We start from the raw sequence: 13,909 nt of genomic DNA on the forward strand, positions 1-13,909 counted from the left end.
GATACGATGGGCTTCCGGGGGCAGTTGGATGAATCGATTGGAACAGAGGTTTCACGGGTTAACACGACGAGCGATTTCTATGCAATTGTGCCATTCTCAGGAGTAGTCGCTGTAGGACGGGGTTCCATAGTGAGTTGGGCGGCAGCTGATAATGGGCCGGGCACGCGCGGGCTGGGCTTTCTGTTTTTTCAACTCTCGGCCTTGCTCGTTAAAAACAGAGAGGGTTTCCTCTCCGGCAGCACTTTGATATCTACGGCGCGCAAGGCCTCCCACAACCTGTCGTCAAAGCAGCCCGCCGCTATTCTTTTCTTCACCTGCGTCTTCAAAGTCACTGCAGAAGCAAGGTGAATGGCGTCAAAACCTCTGAGACAGTATTTTTCGGCCAGTTCTCCGGCGAGGAAGACGAGAGAATCCGTGACTTCTATCACGAGACATTTCGGCCAGTCGTTTTGAAGAGCCGCCACAACCTGGCGGTAATCCTTTTCCTCTATATAGCCATCCATGAAGCCCCTTGCGAGAGCAGCGCGGGCTTCTGCATAGGCAACTTTGCTGGTGACCACCACGGAGGCTTCGTCAACCAACTTATGAACCATCTCCGAGCCCTGTTCCTGGACGTAGAGTTTCACCAAAGCGCTGGTATCAAGGTAGCAGATCAACGGCGATCCTTCACCACCAATGCCGCAATTGATTTATTGCCGCTAATAACCGGCGGCGTCGCTATTCCCTGGGGCTTTCCGCCACGCCAGGACGCCATTCCCTGTTCTACCATGGTTAAAACAGAAACCTGCTCCTCTCCCTGAGTCGGAACCAGCTTTGCAATAGGTACGTTGCGTTCCGTTATGAGCAGTATTTCTCCCTTTTTGACGCGTCTGAGGTATTCGCTAAAGCGGTTCTTAACCTCTCTTATACCCGCCTTCATAAAACCACCTCCTGTAGCCACATTCTAGCATGTATGTAGCTACAAAATCAAATATGTTATCACACAAACGGAGAAAGTACGCTACTGACATGGACTTCGCGGCGGCGGAGCAGAGGGCGAGAAACATCCTCGGGAAATGGGCGTATCTCTTCATCCAGCCCGGCAGTGTTAACATCAACGTCTGGAGAAACGGGGATACCGCACATGCTTTGAGCGACTGACTCGGCGCATGGTATAATCTGTATAAAAAGAGAGGCGTCTTGTAAATGGGTAAAAAAAATAAATATTATAAAGGAATTGTAACCGGTAATGTTGTCGTTTTAGAAGACGGCAACTCAATGCCGGAAGGAACAAAAGTAATTGTAATTCCTGAACGGGAAATAGAAAAAAAGCCGGATTTTGAATCCGACCCTTTTTTAACCGTAGATGAATGGGCACCATTGATAATAAATGAACTTCCGGGTGATTTAGCCCACCAGCATGATCATTATCTTTATGGAACAGAAAAAAGATGACGGCGAGAAAGTCCGTTTTTATCGACACAGCTGACTGGATCGCATTGATTCATCGCGGTGATGTTCTCCACCAGCAGGCTGCTTTGTTAGCGGGGTGAACGTTATTTTTTTCCGGAAGCGTTCGAGTATTTTGATTATCCGGTGGCCCAACGTCAGGTAAAACACTGCGTTGCCCAGGGCGTGTAAGGTGTCGAACCAGAAGCTGGCGGCGCAGGCGGCGAGCAAAGACTCCCAGTTGAGGGGATGGAGAAAGCCCGTCCAGAACCAGAGGTTGATGATCCATCCGTATAGGTAGCCCCAGGCAAAGCAGAACAGCGTCATTCCTGCGGTTCCGATCCGCGGGCAGAGTTTTCTCAGCAGCCCTGCCGATATTCCGGCCAACCCCCATCCCAGCATCTGCCACAGCGTCCACGGCCCGTGCCCGAGAAAGAAGTTGGAAACGAGGGCGGCCGTTGACCCGACCATGAAGCCTGCGCCGGGGCCGAAGACGAAGCCGGAGACGATCACCATAAAGGTCACCGGCTGGAGGTTGGGAATGGCGGCGAAGGGCAGTCGGGCGACTGCGGCCACCGTTCCCAGGACGGCGATCAGGCCGATTTCCCGCGAGGAAAGGGCGCCGCGCTCAAAGCCCAGATAAGCGAGGATGAGGAACGTGAGCATGAGGGCCGTGGTGAGGAGGCCCCAGTTTTGCTGCCGGAGGCCGGCGGCCAGCATTCCGGCGGTGAGAACGATGCCGATGAAGACCGCTAAAGGCTTGCCTTTGTTCCCGTACATAGGGCGATGTCTCCGTTCGCAGAAATTTTTTCGATCCCTTCCCTGACGGTCAGAACTCCCTCCGCCGCAAAGTCCTTAAACAGCCTCGCCATTTGCGGCGAATAGAAGGTTGAGCCCGCCAGCACCTCTTCTTTGGAGCCGTCGTTCACGATCCTCCCGTCGAACATCATAACGACCCGCCCTGCGTATTCGGCGGCGAATTCCACGTCGTGGGTCACCATTACCACGGTGAGTCCTTCCTTCACCAGTCCGGCGAGCAGGCCGCCCAATTCTTCTTTGAGGCGGCAGTCGATCCCCCGCGTCGGTTCGTCCAGTATCAGCAGCTCCGGTCGGGCGACGAGGACGGCGGCCAGGGCGACCCGCTGGCGCTCTCCGCTGCTTAAGTCCCTGGGGTTGGCCTTCCGGTGCCGTTCGAGGTCCAGCTTTTTCAGGACGCCGTCGATCACCCCTCCGTCTTCCAGGCCCAGGTTGTCGAGGGTGAACCGGAGCTCTTCCTCTACACTGTCCTGGAACAGGGTGTCGTCCGGGTTTTGGGCGAGGTAGCCGACGCGGCGCCCCAGCTCCGGTAGGGAAAGGGTGCGGGTATCCCTTCCCGCAAGGAGCACGCTGCCGCGGGAGGGCTTTAAAATTCCCGCCATCTGTTTTAACAGGGTGCTTTTGCCTGCGGCGTTTTCCCCGATGACCACCGCCAATTCCCCCCGGTTTACCTTCAGGTTCACCCCTTTCAGGGCCTCTTTGCCGTTGGGGTAGGTAAACCAGACGTTTTTGACCTCCAGGACCGGTCTGTCCCGCCCTCCTTCTCGGGCAGGCGGTGTGGAGCGCAGCCGCAGGTGCTGCGGCTCCTCTTTTCCGAAGACGGGTGTGCCCCCGTAAAACCTCTTCAGTTCCCGGCGGCCTTCTTTTACGGTAAGGGGGAGGGAGGGCCACCGGAGTTCGGCGAAGAATTTCGCAACGGGGGGTAGAAAGGGGAGGGAGTTCTCGACCTCCCACCGGGCCACCTCTTTGACGGGGCCGCTCCGGAGAATTCTTCCTCTCTCCATGATCGCCAGGCGGTCGGCAAGGTGAAAGCACCTTTCCAGCCGCTGTTCGATCAGGACCACGGTGTAGCCCATTTCCTTGTTTAAGCGCTCCACCAGATTGAAGAACTCGTCGGCCGCCGGTGGGTCCAGCTGAGAGGTAGGCTCGTCCAGGATCAGCACCCTGGGCTGCATGGCCAACACCGCCGCCAGGGCCACCTTCTGCTTTTGCCCCCCCGAAAGGTTGGCGGTAAATTCGTCCTTGAGGGGGGTGAGGCCGAGAAAGCTCATAACCTCGGAAAGGCGGCGCAGCATCTCCTCCTGCGGCAGCCCCAGGTTTTCCAGGCCGAAGGCTATTTCGGCTTCGACTGTGGTCATCACCAGCTGTTTCTCGGGGTCCTGGAAGACGATGCCGATCTGGGTGTTTAGGTGAGGGGAGGCGGTTTCTGTTAAGCTCTTCCCCCTGAAAAGAACCCTGCCTGCCAGCGTTCCGCCGTAAAAGGCGGGAATCAGCCCCGCCAGAAGGCGCGCCAGGGAGGATTTGCCCGAACCCGAACCTCCCGCGATCAAGAGGAGTTCCCCTTCTTCAACGTCGAGATTGACGTCGTCCAACGCCGGTGTGCGGCTTTCGGGATAGAAGTAGGTCAGATTTTCGATCTCAAATAAGGGCAACGTTTCCACCCCCAGTTTAAGAGTGAGGGCAAAGCCAGGTTTGCCAGAATGATTCCCAACAGGACCGGTGAGGATGGGTGGGGCATTAAAGCCCCTAACTGCGGATAGTAGTTGTAGTCGGCGTAACCCTTGGCCTTGGCGTAAAAGGAGAATGCCAGGGCCAAACAGCAGGACGCCAGGCAGAGGAGGTCGCGGGGGCGCCAGAGCTCGCGCCGGTAGCGGGAGCGGGGGCCGCTGCCGAAGGCCCGGGCCTGCATGGCTTCTGCCGTTTGGAGAGCACCCTCAAGGGAAGATAAAAGAAGGATGTCGAGCAGCCAGGAATATTTTTTCAGCCGCTCCTTCAAATTCCCGGCAGTATAGTCCACACCCCTCATCTGGAGCATTACCCGCGCCTTTGCCAGCTCTCTTGCCGCAGCAGGCAGCATCCTCGTGGCCAGGGAAACCACCAGTGCGGACTTGTACGCAAAACGGGAAAAAAGGCTCAGGAACCTGTCGGGGTGGACCACCGCCGCTGCCAGGCAGAAGATCGTCAGGATGGACAGCAGCCGTATTCCCATGGCGGCTCCGTAGCAGATTGCCTCCAGGCAGATGGAGGCGTCGCCTACGATGGGCAGGGTGGGGCCGCGCCAGATGATGGTTTTTCCGCCGTGAAAGGAGAGGGGGTTGATGATCATGATCAGGAGCGCCATCCAGATGCCGGCTTTCAAGTAGAACTCCCACTTTTCCATGGCCTCTGCGGTGACGACGGCAAGGGCGCTGACGAGAAAGATGCCGGCCAGATAGAGTGGGTGGGAGAAAAGAAGGGCCAGGGCGAATAAAACTGCCGGGTAGCTCAGGGCGGTCACGCTGTGGAGGTTTTGCAGCAGAACCCCTTTATCCTCGTAAAACAAGCGATCCAGCATCGTTTCTCTCCTCTACCTGGTGATCAAAACCTCACGGCTGGATTCAAGCCACTGCACCTGATAGCCGAAGGCATTGGCAACGAACCTGGCCGGGAGGAATACCCTTCCACTGACGTTTACGGGAGCGACATCCATTGTCCTGACCGTTCCGTTGAGCAGGAGCACCTTTTCACCCACTGTCAGTTTGACGACGGTGCTTCCAAGGGTCAGGGTGACTGTATTGCTCTTGCCGTCCCAGACGATTCCCTTTTCCGGCACGCCCAGGGCGTATGCCAGGTAGCGCACCGGGACGTAGGTGCGGCCGCTGTTGATGAATGGGGCAACATCCATCTCCTCCCTTATCTCCCCTCCAGCAGTGGAGAGCGTGTAACTCCTATTCCCTACGGTGAACCTGGCCAGCTCTTGACCGGTTTTCTCCGTATTTCCTGTTAATCCGGCAGATGCCTTTGCTCGCAAGCGCTCGAACAGTGTGTTTCCGGAGGTAACATCGGCCAGGGCGATCAAGGCCTGCTGGGTGGCCATCTCGTTCGCGCCACCGCCTTTGACGTGCTCAAAGGAGCCGTCGGCTAACTGGAACCTCAGCATGGCTGTGACGGGATTCCCGCCGGGTTTGGTGAATTCGTGGCCGGCGGGATCGATCCCCAAGGCGGTCAGTCCCTGAATCACCATGCTGCAGGATTCAGGGTTTTCTGCCCCCCAGGACTCGAAGCCACCGTTCGGCTTCTGGGCTTTTTCCAGGTAGGCCAGCGCCTTCTGAACGGCAGGGTGATCTTTCCCTACTCCCAGGGCACCCAAGGCCATCAGGGCCATGCCGGTGGAATCCACATCAGAGGTCTTTTGGTCGGGGGCGTACCAGTAAAAGGAGCCGTCGGGGTGCTGCCTTTCGATCAGCCACCGGATGGCTTGATCCCGGTCGGGCACCGCTGCCCCAGCTGCCGTGAGGGCGAGGACCGCCCAGACATGGGCGTTGAGGAGGTCCTCTCCTCCCGTTTGCAGGTTGTCCGGAAACTTGCCATTCGGGAGCTGGGAGCGCTGAATCTGCTGGATGAGATTCTGGCCGTGGAAGTTAGAGGGGTCAGCTCCTGCGGCCAGGAGGGTAAAGACCAAGAGACACCAACTGTTGGTGTCTCCGCTCTGGAGCATCTCATCCTGCCAGAGCAGCTCAGCAGCGTTTCGCACAGCCGCGGTATTCACGGAAGCACCTGCTCCCGCAAGAGCCAGGTAGCTCCAGGGGGAAAGGCCCCCTTTGCTCACTTCCTGCCGCTTCAGGTAGGCTGTCGCTCTCTCCATGGCCTGACCGATCTCCCCGGATGGGGGAGCTGCGGAGGCCAAGGGAGTAAGAGCGAAGGAGAGCAAAAGCACAGGCACCAGCGACAAACTGATGAGTTTTTTCCTCAGGGTTTTCATTGATCACTCCTCCTCAGCGCTGTTTTTCCAGGTCATCCCAAGAAGGGGGTGCCTGGTTAATGCCCTTGCTGTACCACCAGATCACTTTGTCCCCCTGCTTTAAGGGTTTTTTGGCAGCCGCAACCGCCGGAATTTCGCCGTTAACATTGTACATCCAGCCCGACTGGCCGCGGTTGCGCTGGCCGGCAATGGAATCCACCAGGTCGGCGTACCTGGGGGAAAGGGTGTAGGGCAGGCCGGTGGCGTCGAGCGCCCCCAGAGCGGTGACCCCCCAGCTGCTTTCCTTTCCGATCCTTACCTCGGCCGGGCCGTAGAGCAGTTCGCCGCCGCTCCCGACGACCGCAATGCCAACGACCGTCACGCTGCCGGAGGCAGGGGGTGCCGGTTCTGCTGCCCTTTCCTGAGATGGCTGCTGCGGGGCCTGCTTCTGTTGAGAATCCCCGGCGGGCATTTTCCCGGAGGCGGTGCTCACGGGACCGACGGCCTCGCTCCGGGAATTTGCGGAGCCGGTCTCCGTTCCCTTTTCTTCTCCGTCGGCGGTGGGCGTCGTACCCGTTCCTTGTGCGGGCGCCGTTTCTTCCCTCGCCGGCGTCCCGGTCTGTCCGACCGGCTGGCCCTTCTTCTGAACCCAACTGGAGTAGGTCACCGGAACGATTAGCCCCAATAAGAGCAGGGCCACGAGGAGCAGATAAGAGTATCTCTTCACGAAGATTCATTCCTCCCCTCATTCGAGTGAGGCCGCCGGCATCCACCCGGCGGCACAGGTGCCGCGCCGGCTTTGCCGAAAACGGCCTGCCCGTTGGCTCTTAGAAAAAGAGGATTTGCCGGGTGCAGGTCGGCCGTGTTCGGTTTGCCTGCCTCCCGCCTGCACCCGGCGGTTCGGTGAGAAAGTTAATGGTACGTTTAAAGCTTTCCTAACAGCCGGAGCAGGTTCTCCAGCACCACGACGGCCTCCGCCCGCGTGGCGCTGCCCAGCGGGGCAAGTGCGGCCTCTGCTCTTCCCTTGATAATGCCTTTACTTACGCAGACCGCCAGCCCCTCTTTTGCCCACTCGGAAATCCGGTCGGAGTCGCCGTATCCCTTGAGGACTTCATCTCTTTGGGTGTCCGTCAGGGCGGTGGCGATTCCGTTTCGTTTCAGGACTGCCGCCAGAATTACCGCCATCTCCTCCCTTTTGATGGCCCTCTCCGGCTCAAATCTCCCTGCACCTGTACCTGCGACCAGTCCTTCCCTGAACGCCGCTTCGATTGCCCTGTACCCCCAGTGATCGGGAGGAACGTCGCTGAAGGTTCTCACCTGCGGCGTTTCTTCTTCGACGTCCAGTGCCCTGACCAGGAATGCCGCAAACTGCGCCCTGCTGAGTTTCTGGTCAGGGGCAAAGGAATCCTCGCTGATTCCCCTGGCGATCAGCCTCATTGCCATCAGCTCGATGGTTTCCCGCGCCCAGTGGCTCGTGACGTCCTTGAAGGGGTTCTGGAACTCCATCAGGCTGTAGACGCTCAGGTGGTCGGTCTCAAAGGAGTAGCTCTTTTCGTCCGCGCTCAGGCTTCCGCCGACGAACTCCCAGGAGCCGTCCCCTTTCTGCCTGTAAACCGCCAGCCTGCCTCTGTCGATCCCTCCAAGATCAATCCCCTCCAGGGAAAGCGTCACGGTGACCTTCTTTGAGAAACTGCCCTTCAGGGATTCCTTTTTCCCTTCTGCTGTGATTGTATTAGCCTCGAGGTCGAATGCCACATTGCCGACAACGCTAGCCCCCTTGAAGGGATTGAGTTTTGAGGGCTCTCTCCTGGCGACTGCAAGCTCAAGCCCGGCAAGGTTTGGTGCCGTATCGCATGCTTTCTTCAGCACCTCCGGCGGGAGGGAGAGGGAAACCTCGGGACCCTCCACCGCAAGCCCCAGGTTGGCGGAGACGAGCTCCTCTCCCGCCTCTGCAGGAAGCTCTACGGTGAATCCCTTCTGGGAGGCAAGCTCTGTGGGCAGCTTTACGACGATTTGCTCTAATGCCAGATTCCCCACTTCGTTTACTCCGATTTGTTCCAGCTTCTCAGCCAGGGTGACCGCACTTTTGACGGCGCTTACCTGGTTTTTAATGGCATCCCCGTCTACTTCAACCTTTGCCGTTGCTCCGTCCGTCCTGACGCTCAAGGCTTCATCCGGGATTTTTGCCAACCGCAGGGAAAGGGCATTGACGGCCTCTGCCAGCTTGCTTTTCAGCTCTTCAGTTGCCTCCGCTGCGCCGAGCTGGTCGAGGAGGTCGCCGATCCCGGTTATTACCTCACCCGGTGTGAGCTTACTCTTTTCCAGGTCTGTCAGGAGATCTGCGATCTCCTCGACGGCAGCGCTCGGGGAAACCGTTCCCGAAGCCGCCCGTTTGACCAGGTCATCCCATTTCGGGGGCGGCTCGTTGATGTCCTTGCTGTAGTACCAGATGATTCTGTCACCGTCTCTGACGTCGTATTTTGCGGCGGCCACAGACGGTATGTTTCCGTTAACCACATAGCACCAGCCGGCCATGCCGCTTCCGGCCTGGCCGGCAATGGATTCGATGAAATCCGGCCATTGGTCGGACATGCTATAGGGAAGGTCTGTGGCATCCAGGGCCCCCAGAGCCGTCATGCCCCACCTGCTGCCGGCAGAAATCGTGACGGGGCCGGGGCCGTAGAGCAGTTCTCCGTCCATTCCTACAACGGCGATCTCCACCGTGTACGTGCTGGTACCACCCGGCGGTACCGGCGATTTTACGGTCAAGACGGCCGAACCCGTCAGGCCTCCATAGGCTGCACTCACAACTGTGGTTCCCGCCTTCAGGCCCGTCACGAGGCCGTAGGCAACACTGGCGATACTTTGCTCGCCTACAGTCCAAACCGCGTCCTGAGTAACATCGGAGCCGTTGAGCATAGACTTAAAGTAAACTTTCTCTCCAACACTCAGGCTGGCGCTCGTGGGTTCCATGAAGAGCTGGTTTTGCACTCTTCCGCCTAAGAGCCAGTACCCCCACAGCGCCCAGGTGGCGTCCATGGCGTTTTTGCTGGTGCCGAAGCTTCCGTCGGGGTTGAGGGCGTTGCCGATCAGATAGTCAACAGGGCTCTTGCCTGTGTTACTTGTTAAAGAAGACGGATCTATTTCCAGAACCTCAAGGGTGGCTACCATCTCCACCGTGTTTATTAGCGGGTCTTCCCAATCAGATACCGCAAAGCTTCCGTCCTCTTTTTGCTGCTTCTTCAGCCATTGGAGGCCGAGGTCGACTGCTGCTCGTATCTCGGGATCTTCTTTCAGCGGGTCCAGGTAGGAGAGCGCCCTAATGGCTTGGGCCGTCGTTATAAAATCGGGGTAAAAGACCCCGTCCCAGCTCATGCCCCAGGAACCGTAAACACTTTCGTAAACGGCTTCGGGGATGCTCGCGTAAACCTTGTTCTGCGTGCTCAAAATATAATTTCTGGCGTAATCTGTGTTCATCGCGTCGAGCTTGCCGGATCTGCCCAGGAGGTCGTAGGCCGGCATGTCGCTGTAAACGTTGTAGTCGAAACCGCCGGTGCTCTGCTCCCTGTTTTTCAGCACCTCAAGCAGCTCTTCAGCTAAATCCTGCCGCTCCAGCGCCTGCGCTGCCAGCAGGTCCTGGGCGAGAACCTTTACCGATACCTCCGGATCGGCGATGTCTTGAGTAATGATCTCGATAACTGCATCTTTAAGGGACGTTCCATCGTGCAGCCAAGCACTGACGTCGACGCCTGCTTGAGTGAGCGTCCAAACGGCGTACGAGCCTACGGAAGAGTCTCCATTTTTGGCCCCTTCTCTGACGAATTCGTTGTAGAGATAGTTGGCCGCTCTGTCCGCCAGACCAGATAAATCAGAAGATCCGGCGTGGGCGAAGGGAACCGCCGGGGGAAGTGCCGCAAAAGAGAACGACATTACGGCGATGAGCAGTAAGGCGAGGACTCTGAAGCCTTTTCTCCTGGTTGACATCTGAAAATCCTCCTTTCCTTATTACCGATAGTAGGGAGACTAGAAGGGAAACCGTTCGACAGCATTAAACCCCGGCACTACCGGGACCGGGGTTTTTGTCAGAACACTCTTCGTTCGAACAAAAAAACCACCTCCCTATCTCGCGTAGAGCAGTGTGATGGACGGAAAACAGGCAGGTCTCCTGGCTCGGGTTCATTAGCTCCTGCGCCTTCCCATCCTGGATGCAGGACAGTGGCGTTGTGCAGGGGCGTCCCCCTCACAGTGGCGCGACCGCGCCGGATTTTCACCGGCTTCCCTTTTCAGCCTTGTGTGACAAGGCCACCTGTTTCCGGGATATTTGATTGTCGTTCAACCTGTAAGTTCAACAGAACTCGTTAAAATCCTGCCTGCCTTTCCAAAATTTTTTTCGTCCAGCATCTGCCGAAAGCTCCGGGGCAGTGCCGGCGTCCGCACGCCCCGGCAATTCTGCGTATTGACAATACGCATATGCAGGCGTATCCTCAATACAGGAGGTGCCGGGCATGAAAAGACTGAATATTACGCTTCCCGAAGAACTGTATCGGGAAATAGAATCCGTACCGAACAAGAGCAGATTGATTGCGGAGGCACTAAAAGAGAAATTAGAAAGAGAGAAAAAGAAAAGATTGGCGGAGCTCCTCATCGAGGGATACAGAGCAACGAAGGAAGAAGAGAGAAAGTTGAACGAAGAATGGGAAAATGTAACTTTGGAGGAATGGTCGTAAGGTGGATTTTCCAAAGAGGGGCGAGATCTGGCTGGTCTCCTTAGAGCCGACGCTCGGTCGTGAAATAGGCAAGACACGACCGGCATTGGTGATATCCAACGATCTCAATAACCAGTATGCCGGAACGATAACAGTTCTTCTGATAACGTCGAAAACGGAAAAGATCTACCCTTTTGAAACTTTTATTTCCGGTGAGGAATCCGGTCTTCCTAGAGATTCCAAGATTAAATCTAATCAGATCAGGACCGTAGATAAAAGAAGATTGGTTAAATACCTAGCCAGGATTTCGGAAGAAAAACTTAAGCAAGTGGAGCGAGCAATTCTTATTCATCTCGGTATTGAATGTTAGAGCGTTTTCATCCGGGCGCGTGAGGGCTTTATCTTGTGCATCGCCTGGCTAGATAAAGAGGTCTTATTGACCGGCTCAATGCTGAACAGGTGCGGGTGTTCTTTTTTGGTCAGGCGAGACTGTCTTGTCGATGAAGCATCGGGTGAGATGGGAGGCGGTGCTCTCAAGGGCGAATATAAAGCAGGCGGCCGCTCGCAGTCGGGGCAGCCGCCTGTTGATTAGACCGTAATAAAACTTCTGCTCAAACCTTGTGAGTTCCGGCAGCAGGTGACAGCCGGGAACCGTTCCGGGTTTCTCCGTTAGGACGGTTTGGGAGGTTATATTTCACTTTTTGCTCTTCTGATGGCACCTGATGAAGGCCTCGATCGAGCGGTCGTAGGTTCGCTCCACCTCCGCCGGGAAGAAGCACCCCGGCAGTTCGCCGTGCTCCCGATGGTAGGCCACGCACTCGCAGCAGAGGCCCTTCCTCTCACAGTAGTCGTAGGTGCAGGAGCACTTTTCCAGGTTCTTCTCCTTGCGGCATTCCACAACAACCACCTCCGCATTTAAATGTCAAAAGCCGCAGACCGCAATAAACAAGTTCGCCGAAAAATGCCTGCTTCCTGTTTCGTTTTTGCGGTTAAGAACTTAATAAAGCCCGCCGCCTTTATGGAAGGGGTTCCTGCCGAGGCTTTCGAGTCCTCTGACGCTGCAGACCGGGGCGGCCGGCTTTACCGGCTGCGGGAGCTCGGGACGGAAGAACTCCCTTCTCAGCAGTAACGGTGGCGGGTGAATTCCACGGCGGTCATCTGCGCTTCGGCTGCCGACTCCTTTTTGGACAGAAGCTTCATCTCGCGGAAGATGAAGCCGGCGGTTATCGTGGCCGCAAGGGCATCGGCGATCGGGGCCGTTCTCCACACCCCGTTTATTCCCCAGAAGTGGGGGAGGATGAGGAGCAGGGGGATGAAGAACAGCACCTGGCGGGAGAGGCTTAAGACCGCCGCCTGCTTCGCCTTGCCGACGGCCTGGAAATAGTGAGAGCAGGTCACCTGAAAGCCGATGATGAAGATCATCCCGAAAAATACGGTCATGGCGTTGGCCGTCATGCTGATCAGCGCCGTATCCCCTTCGGTGAACAGTCCGGCAATCTTGAGCGGCCACATCTGGATGATCAGATAGCCGACTATCGAGACGCAGCTGGCGGCGATCACCGCCTTTTTCAGGGTCTCCTTGACCCTGCCGTACTGCCGCGCTCCGTAGTTGAAGCCGATGATCGGCTGGGCTCCCTGGCTCAGTCCGAGGACGGGCATCAGCAGCAGACCACCGATGCTCATCATAATGCCTATTGCAGAGAGGCCGAGGTCGCCGCTGTATCTCAAGACCGCCTTGTTCAGGAGCACCTGCTGCAGGCAGTTGGCTATCTGCAGGGCAAAGGGGGCGAATCCGATGGAGATTACGTTGAGGATGATCGGCAGCCGCGGGACGAAGTTCTTCAGCCGCAGCTTAATTAAGCTCCGTCCGGTAAGGTAGTAGCTGAGCACCCAGATGGTAGCGAAGAGCTGGCCGGTGACGGTGGCGAGGGCCGAGCCCTTGATCCCCATGTGGAAGTGGAAAATGAATACGTAGTTTAAAACCCCGTTGATCAGGGCGCCTAAAACCTGGGTGGACATCGCCATGATCGGGTTTCCTTCCGCCCGGATGAAGTTGTTCATTCCCATCCCAAGGCTTCCGAAGACTGAGCCCAGCATGATAATGTGCATGAAGTCGCGGGCATAGGGCAGCACCTCATCGTTGGCGCCGAAGAGCCTCAAGATGGGTTCGGGGAAGAAGAAGTAAAGGATTGCAAAGCAGAGAGGCAGCAGGATCAGCAGGACCGTGCCGTTGGCTGCCACCGCTTCTGCCTCTTCCTTTTTCTGTTCGCCCAGGCGGATGGAAATCAGGGCCGTCGTTCCTACCCCGATGAGCAGGGAGAGGGCCATCAGTATGATCATCGGGGGGAAGGCTACGGTTGTGGCGGCAATGGCCAACCGCCCGACTCCGTGTCCGACGAAGACCCGGTCCACGACGTTATAAAGGGCGTTGCACATCATCCCCGTGATGGCCGGCCAGGAAAAGTGCCACAATAAGCGGCCGACAGGGGCGTGCCCGAGTTCATGGGAGCGCTCATCCATTACAATGACACCTCTTTTGTACAACTGCCAGACCGTATTGGAGCGGTTCTTTTTATTATTACTGCCGACTCGTTTGACTTAGACTGTTGGGCTTGAAACATGTATAGATATTATATCATAGAATCTCAAGCAACAATGAAAATTTTGGGCGGCCTTTAGGCGACCGTCGTTATAGAGCCGCTTTCAGAACGCTTCCAGAAATGGTTATGCGGTCTCCTCTGCTGTCCAAGAAAGCGACAACTCCGGATCCTTCATCCTAGTTGAGTGGGTCATCTCTCTCGGGGGTTCCCTTAACTACTTTGCCACTTTTGTTTACTTGAAAAACAGGTTTTTCTCCTTGGCAGCGGGCAACCGCTGCCGTTTGGGAAGGGGCTCTGTCCTGCCTGCGACTTCCCGGTTCCGGGCCTTTCTGCAGGTGGTGCCGTGCTGTCCAGCTTCTGCAGTGCCCATTGTGGTGAAGAGACGAGCCGGCAGCTTCCTTATTATCGAGTATGCGGTG

General features: G+C 56.9%; 15 protein-coding genes and 1 riboswitch. Of the genes, 5 read left to right on the top strand and 10 right to left on the bottom strand.

Annotated elements, in window-relative coordinates:
- Positions 1-188: 188 nt before the first annotated feature.
- Both TPH_RS01615 and TPH_RS01620 read right to left on the bottom strand, forming a co-directional pair.
- Positions 189-656 (bottom strand): type II toxin-antitoxin system VapC family toxin, encoded by a 468-nt coding sequence (locus tag TPH_RS01615; RefSeq protein ID WP_015049485.1) that lies wholly within the window; start codon positions 654-656, stop codon positions 189-191.
- Positions 653-919, bottom strand: coding sequence for a type II toxin-antitoxin system Phd/YefM family antitoxin (locus tag TPH_RS01620; RefSeq protein ID WP_015049486.1), 267 nt, complete (start codon positions 917-919; stop codon positions 653-655). Before TPH_RS01620 ends, TPH_RS01615 begins: the two co-directional genes overlap by 4 nt.
- Positions 920-1,008: 89 nt before the next feature.
- Between TPH_RS01620 and TPH_RS16150 the strand changes: the two genes are divergently transcribed.
- Both TPH_RS16150 and TPH_RS01625 read left to right on the top strand, forming a co-directional pair.
- Positions 1,009-1,140 carry a hypothetical protein gene (locus TPH_RS16150; protein WP_269077476.1) on the top strand — a complete coding sequence of 44 codons (132 nt, stop codon included), beginning with the start codon at positions 1,009-1,011 and terminating at the stop codon, positions 1,138-1,140.
- 45 nt (positions 1,141-1,185) lie between these two features.
- A complete protein-coding gene (locus TPH_RS01625; RefSeq protein WP_015049487.1) occupies positions 1,186-1,434 on the top strand; it encodes a hypothetical protein in 249 nt (82 codons plus the stop codon).
- Positions 1,435-1,452: 18 nt separating this feature from the next.
- Here the strand turns inward: TPH_RS01625 and TPH_RS01630 are convergent, their stop codons facing one another.
- The 6 genes from TPH_RS01630 to TPH_RS01655 all read right to left on the bottom strand — a co-directional run bounded on the left by TPH_RS01630 (position 1,453) and on the right by TPH_RS01655 (position 10,168).
- Positions 1,453-2,208 carry an ECF transporter S component gene (locus TPH_RS01630; RefSeq protein WP_015049488.1) on the bottom strand — a complete coding sequence of 252 codons (756 nt, stop codon included), beginning with the start codon at positions 2,206-2,208 and terminating at the stop codon, positions 1,453-1,455.
- Complete coding sequence (locus tag TPH_RS01635; RefSeq protein ID WP_015049489.1) at positions 2,181-3,896, bottom strand: ABC transporter ATP-binding protein; 1,716 nt, start codon at positions 3,894-3,896, stop codon at positions 2,181-2,183. The genes TPH_RS01630 and TPH_RS01635 overlap by 28 nt, the downstream gene beginning before the upstream one ends.
- Positions 3,869-4,798, bottom strand: a complete 930-nt coding sequence (locus TPH_RS01640) for an energy-coupling factor transporter transmembrane component T (protein WP_015049490.1) — start codon at positions 4,796-4,798, stop codon at positions 3,869-3,871. The genes TPH_RS01635 and TPH_RS01640 overlap by 28 nt, the downstream gene beginning before the upstream one ends.
- 12 nt (positions 4,799-4,810) lie before the next feature.
- Complete coding sequence (locus tag TPH_RS01645) at positions 4,811-6,205, bottom strand: stalk domain-containing protein (RefSeq protein ID WP_015049491.1); 1,395 nt, start codon at positions 6,203-6,205, stop codon at positions 4,811-4,813.
- 13 nt (positions 6,206-6,218) lie between these two features.
- Positions 6,219-6,911, bottom strand: a complete 693-nt coding sequence (locus TPH_RS01650; RefSeq protein WP_015049492.1) for a DUF4430 domain-containing protein — start codon at positions 6,909-6,911, stop codon at positions 6,219-6,221.
- A 197-nt stretch (positions 6,912-7,108) separates the two neighbouring features.
- The gene (locus TPH_RS01655; protein WP_015049493.1) at positions 7,109-10,168 is read right to left on the bottom strand and encodes an S-layer homology domain-containing protein; all 3,060 of its coding nucleotides are present in this window, start codon (positions 10,166-10,168) and stop codon (positions 7,109-7,111) included.
- A 154-nt stretch (positions 10,169-10,322) separates the two neighbouring features.
- Positions 10,323-10,509, bottom strand: a riboswitch (cobalamin riboswitch).
- A 180-nt stretch (positions 10,510-10,689) separates the two neighbouring features.
- Here TPH_RS01655 and TPH_RS01660 point away from each other — a divergent pair.
- From TPH_RS01660 to TPH_RS15030, 3 genes are read left to right on the top strand one after another with little or no spacing between them, the layout of a single operon-like run.
- Entirely contained in the window at positions 10,690-10,911 is a 222-nt protein-coding gene (locus tag TPH_RS01660) for a hypothetical protein (RefSeq protein WP_015049494.1), read from the top strand.
- A gap of 1 nt (position 10,912) precedes the next feature.
- The gene (locus tag TPH_RS01665; RefSeq protein ID WP_015049495.1) at positions 10,913-11,260 is read left to right on the top strand and encodes a type II toxin-antitoxin system PemK/MazF family toxin; all 348 of its coding nucleotides are present in this window, start codon (positions 10,913-10,915) and stop codon (positions 11,258-11,260) included.
- 33 nt (positions 11,261-11,293) lie between these two features.
- On the top strand, positions 11,294-11,482 hold the full coding sequence (locus TPH_RS15030) for a hypothetical protein (RefSeq protein WP_148275815.1): 189 nt from the start codon (positions 11,294-11,296) through the stop codon (positions 11,480-11,482).
- 102 nt (positions 11,483-11,584) lie between these two features.
- On the opposite strand, the gene TPH_RS01670 is transcribed toward TPH_RS15030, so the two are convergent.
- Both TPH_RS01670 and TPH_RS01675 read right to left on the bottom strand, forming a co-directional pair.
- A complete protein-coding gene (locus TPH_RS01670; RefSeq protein WP_015049496.1) occupies positions 11,585-11,788 on the bottom strand; it encodes a DUF6485 family protein in 204 nt (67 codons plus the stop codon).
- A gap of 221 nt (positions 11,789-12,009) precedes the next feature.
- Positions 12,010-13,410: an MATE family efflux transporter gene (locus tag TPH_RS01675; RefSeq protein WP_015049497.1), complete on the bottom strand. Its 1,401-nt coding sequence runs from the start codon at positions 13,408-13,410 to the stop codon at positions 12,010-12,012.
- Positions 13,411-13,909 lie beyond the last annotated feature (499 nt).

It is taken from the genome of Thermacetogenium phaeum DSM 12270, assembly GCF_000305935.1.
Classification (GTDB): domain Bacteria; phylum Bacillota; class DSM-12270; order Thermacetogeniales; family Thermacetogeniaceae; genus Thermacetogenium; species Thermacetogenium phaeum.

Bases quoted from the DNA above. Each gene is read 5' to 3' on its own strand.
- TPH_RS01620 (WP_015049486.1), bottom strand. From the start codon at position 919: ATGAAGGCGGGTATAAGAGAGGTTAAGAACCGCTTTAGCGAATACCTC.
- TPH_RS16150 (WP_269077476.1), top strand. From the start codon at position 1,009: ATGGACTTCGCGGCGGCGGAGCAGAGGGCGAGAAACATCCTCGGGAAA.
- TPH_RS01625 (WP_015049487.1), top strand. From the start codon at position 1,186: ATGGGTAAAAAAAATAAATATTATAAAGGAATTGTAACCGGTAATGTT.
- TPH_RS01630 (WP_015049488.1), bottom strand. From the start codon at position 2,208: ATGTACGGGAACAAAGGCAAGCCTTTAGCGGTCTTCATCGGCATCGTT.
- TPH_RS01640 (WP_015049490.1), bottom strand. From the start codon at position 4,798: ATGCTGGATCGCTTGTTTTACGAGGATAAAGGGGTTCTGCTGCAAAAC.
- TPH_RS01645 (WP_015049491.1), bottom strand. From the start codon at position 6,205: ATGAAAACCCTGAGGAAAAAACTCATCAGTTTGTCGCTGGTGCCTGTG.
- TPH_RS01655 (WP_015049493.1), bottom strand. From the start codon at position 10,168: ATGTCAACCAGGAGAAAAGGCTTCAGAGTCCTCGCCTTACTGCTCATC.
- TPH_RS01660 (WP_015049494.1), top strand. From the start codon at position 10,690: ATGAAAAGACTGAATATTACGCTTCCCGAAGAACTGTATCGGGAAATA.
- TPH_RS01675 (WP_015049497.1), bottom strand. From the start codon at position 13,410: ATGGATGAGCGCTCCCATGAACTCGGGCACGCCCCTGTCGGCCGCTTA.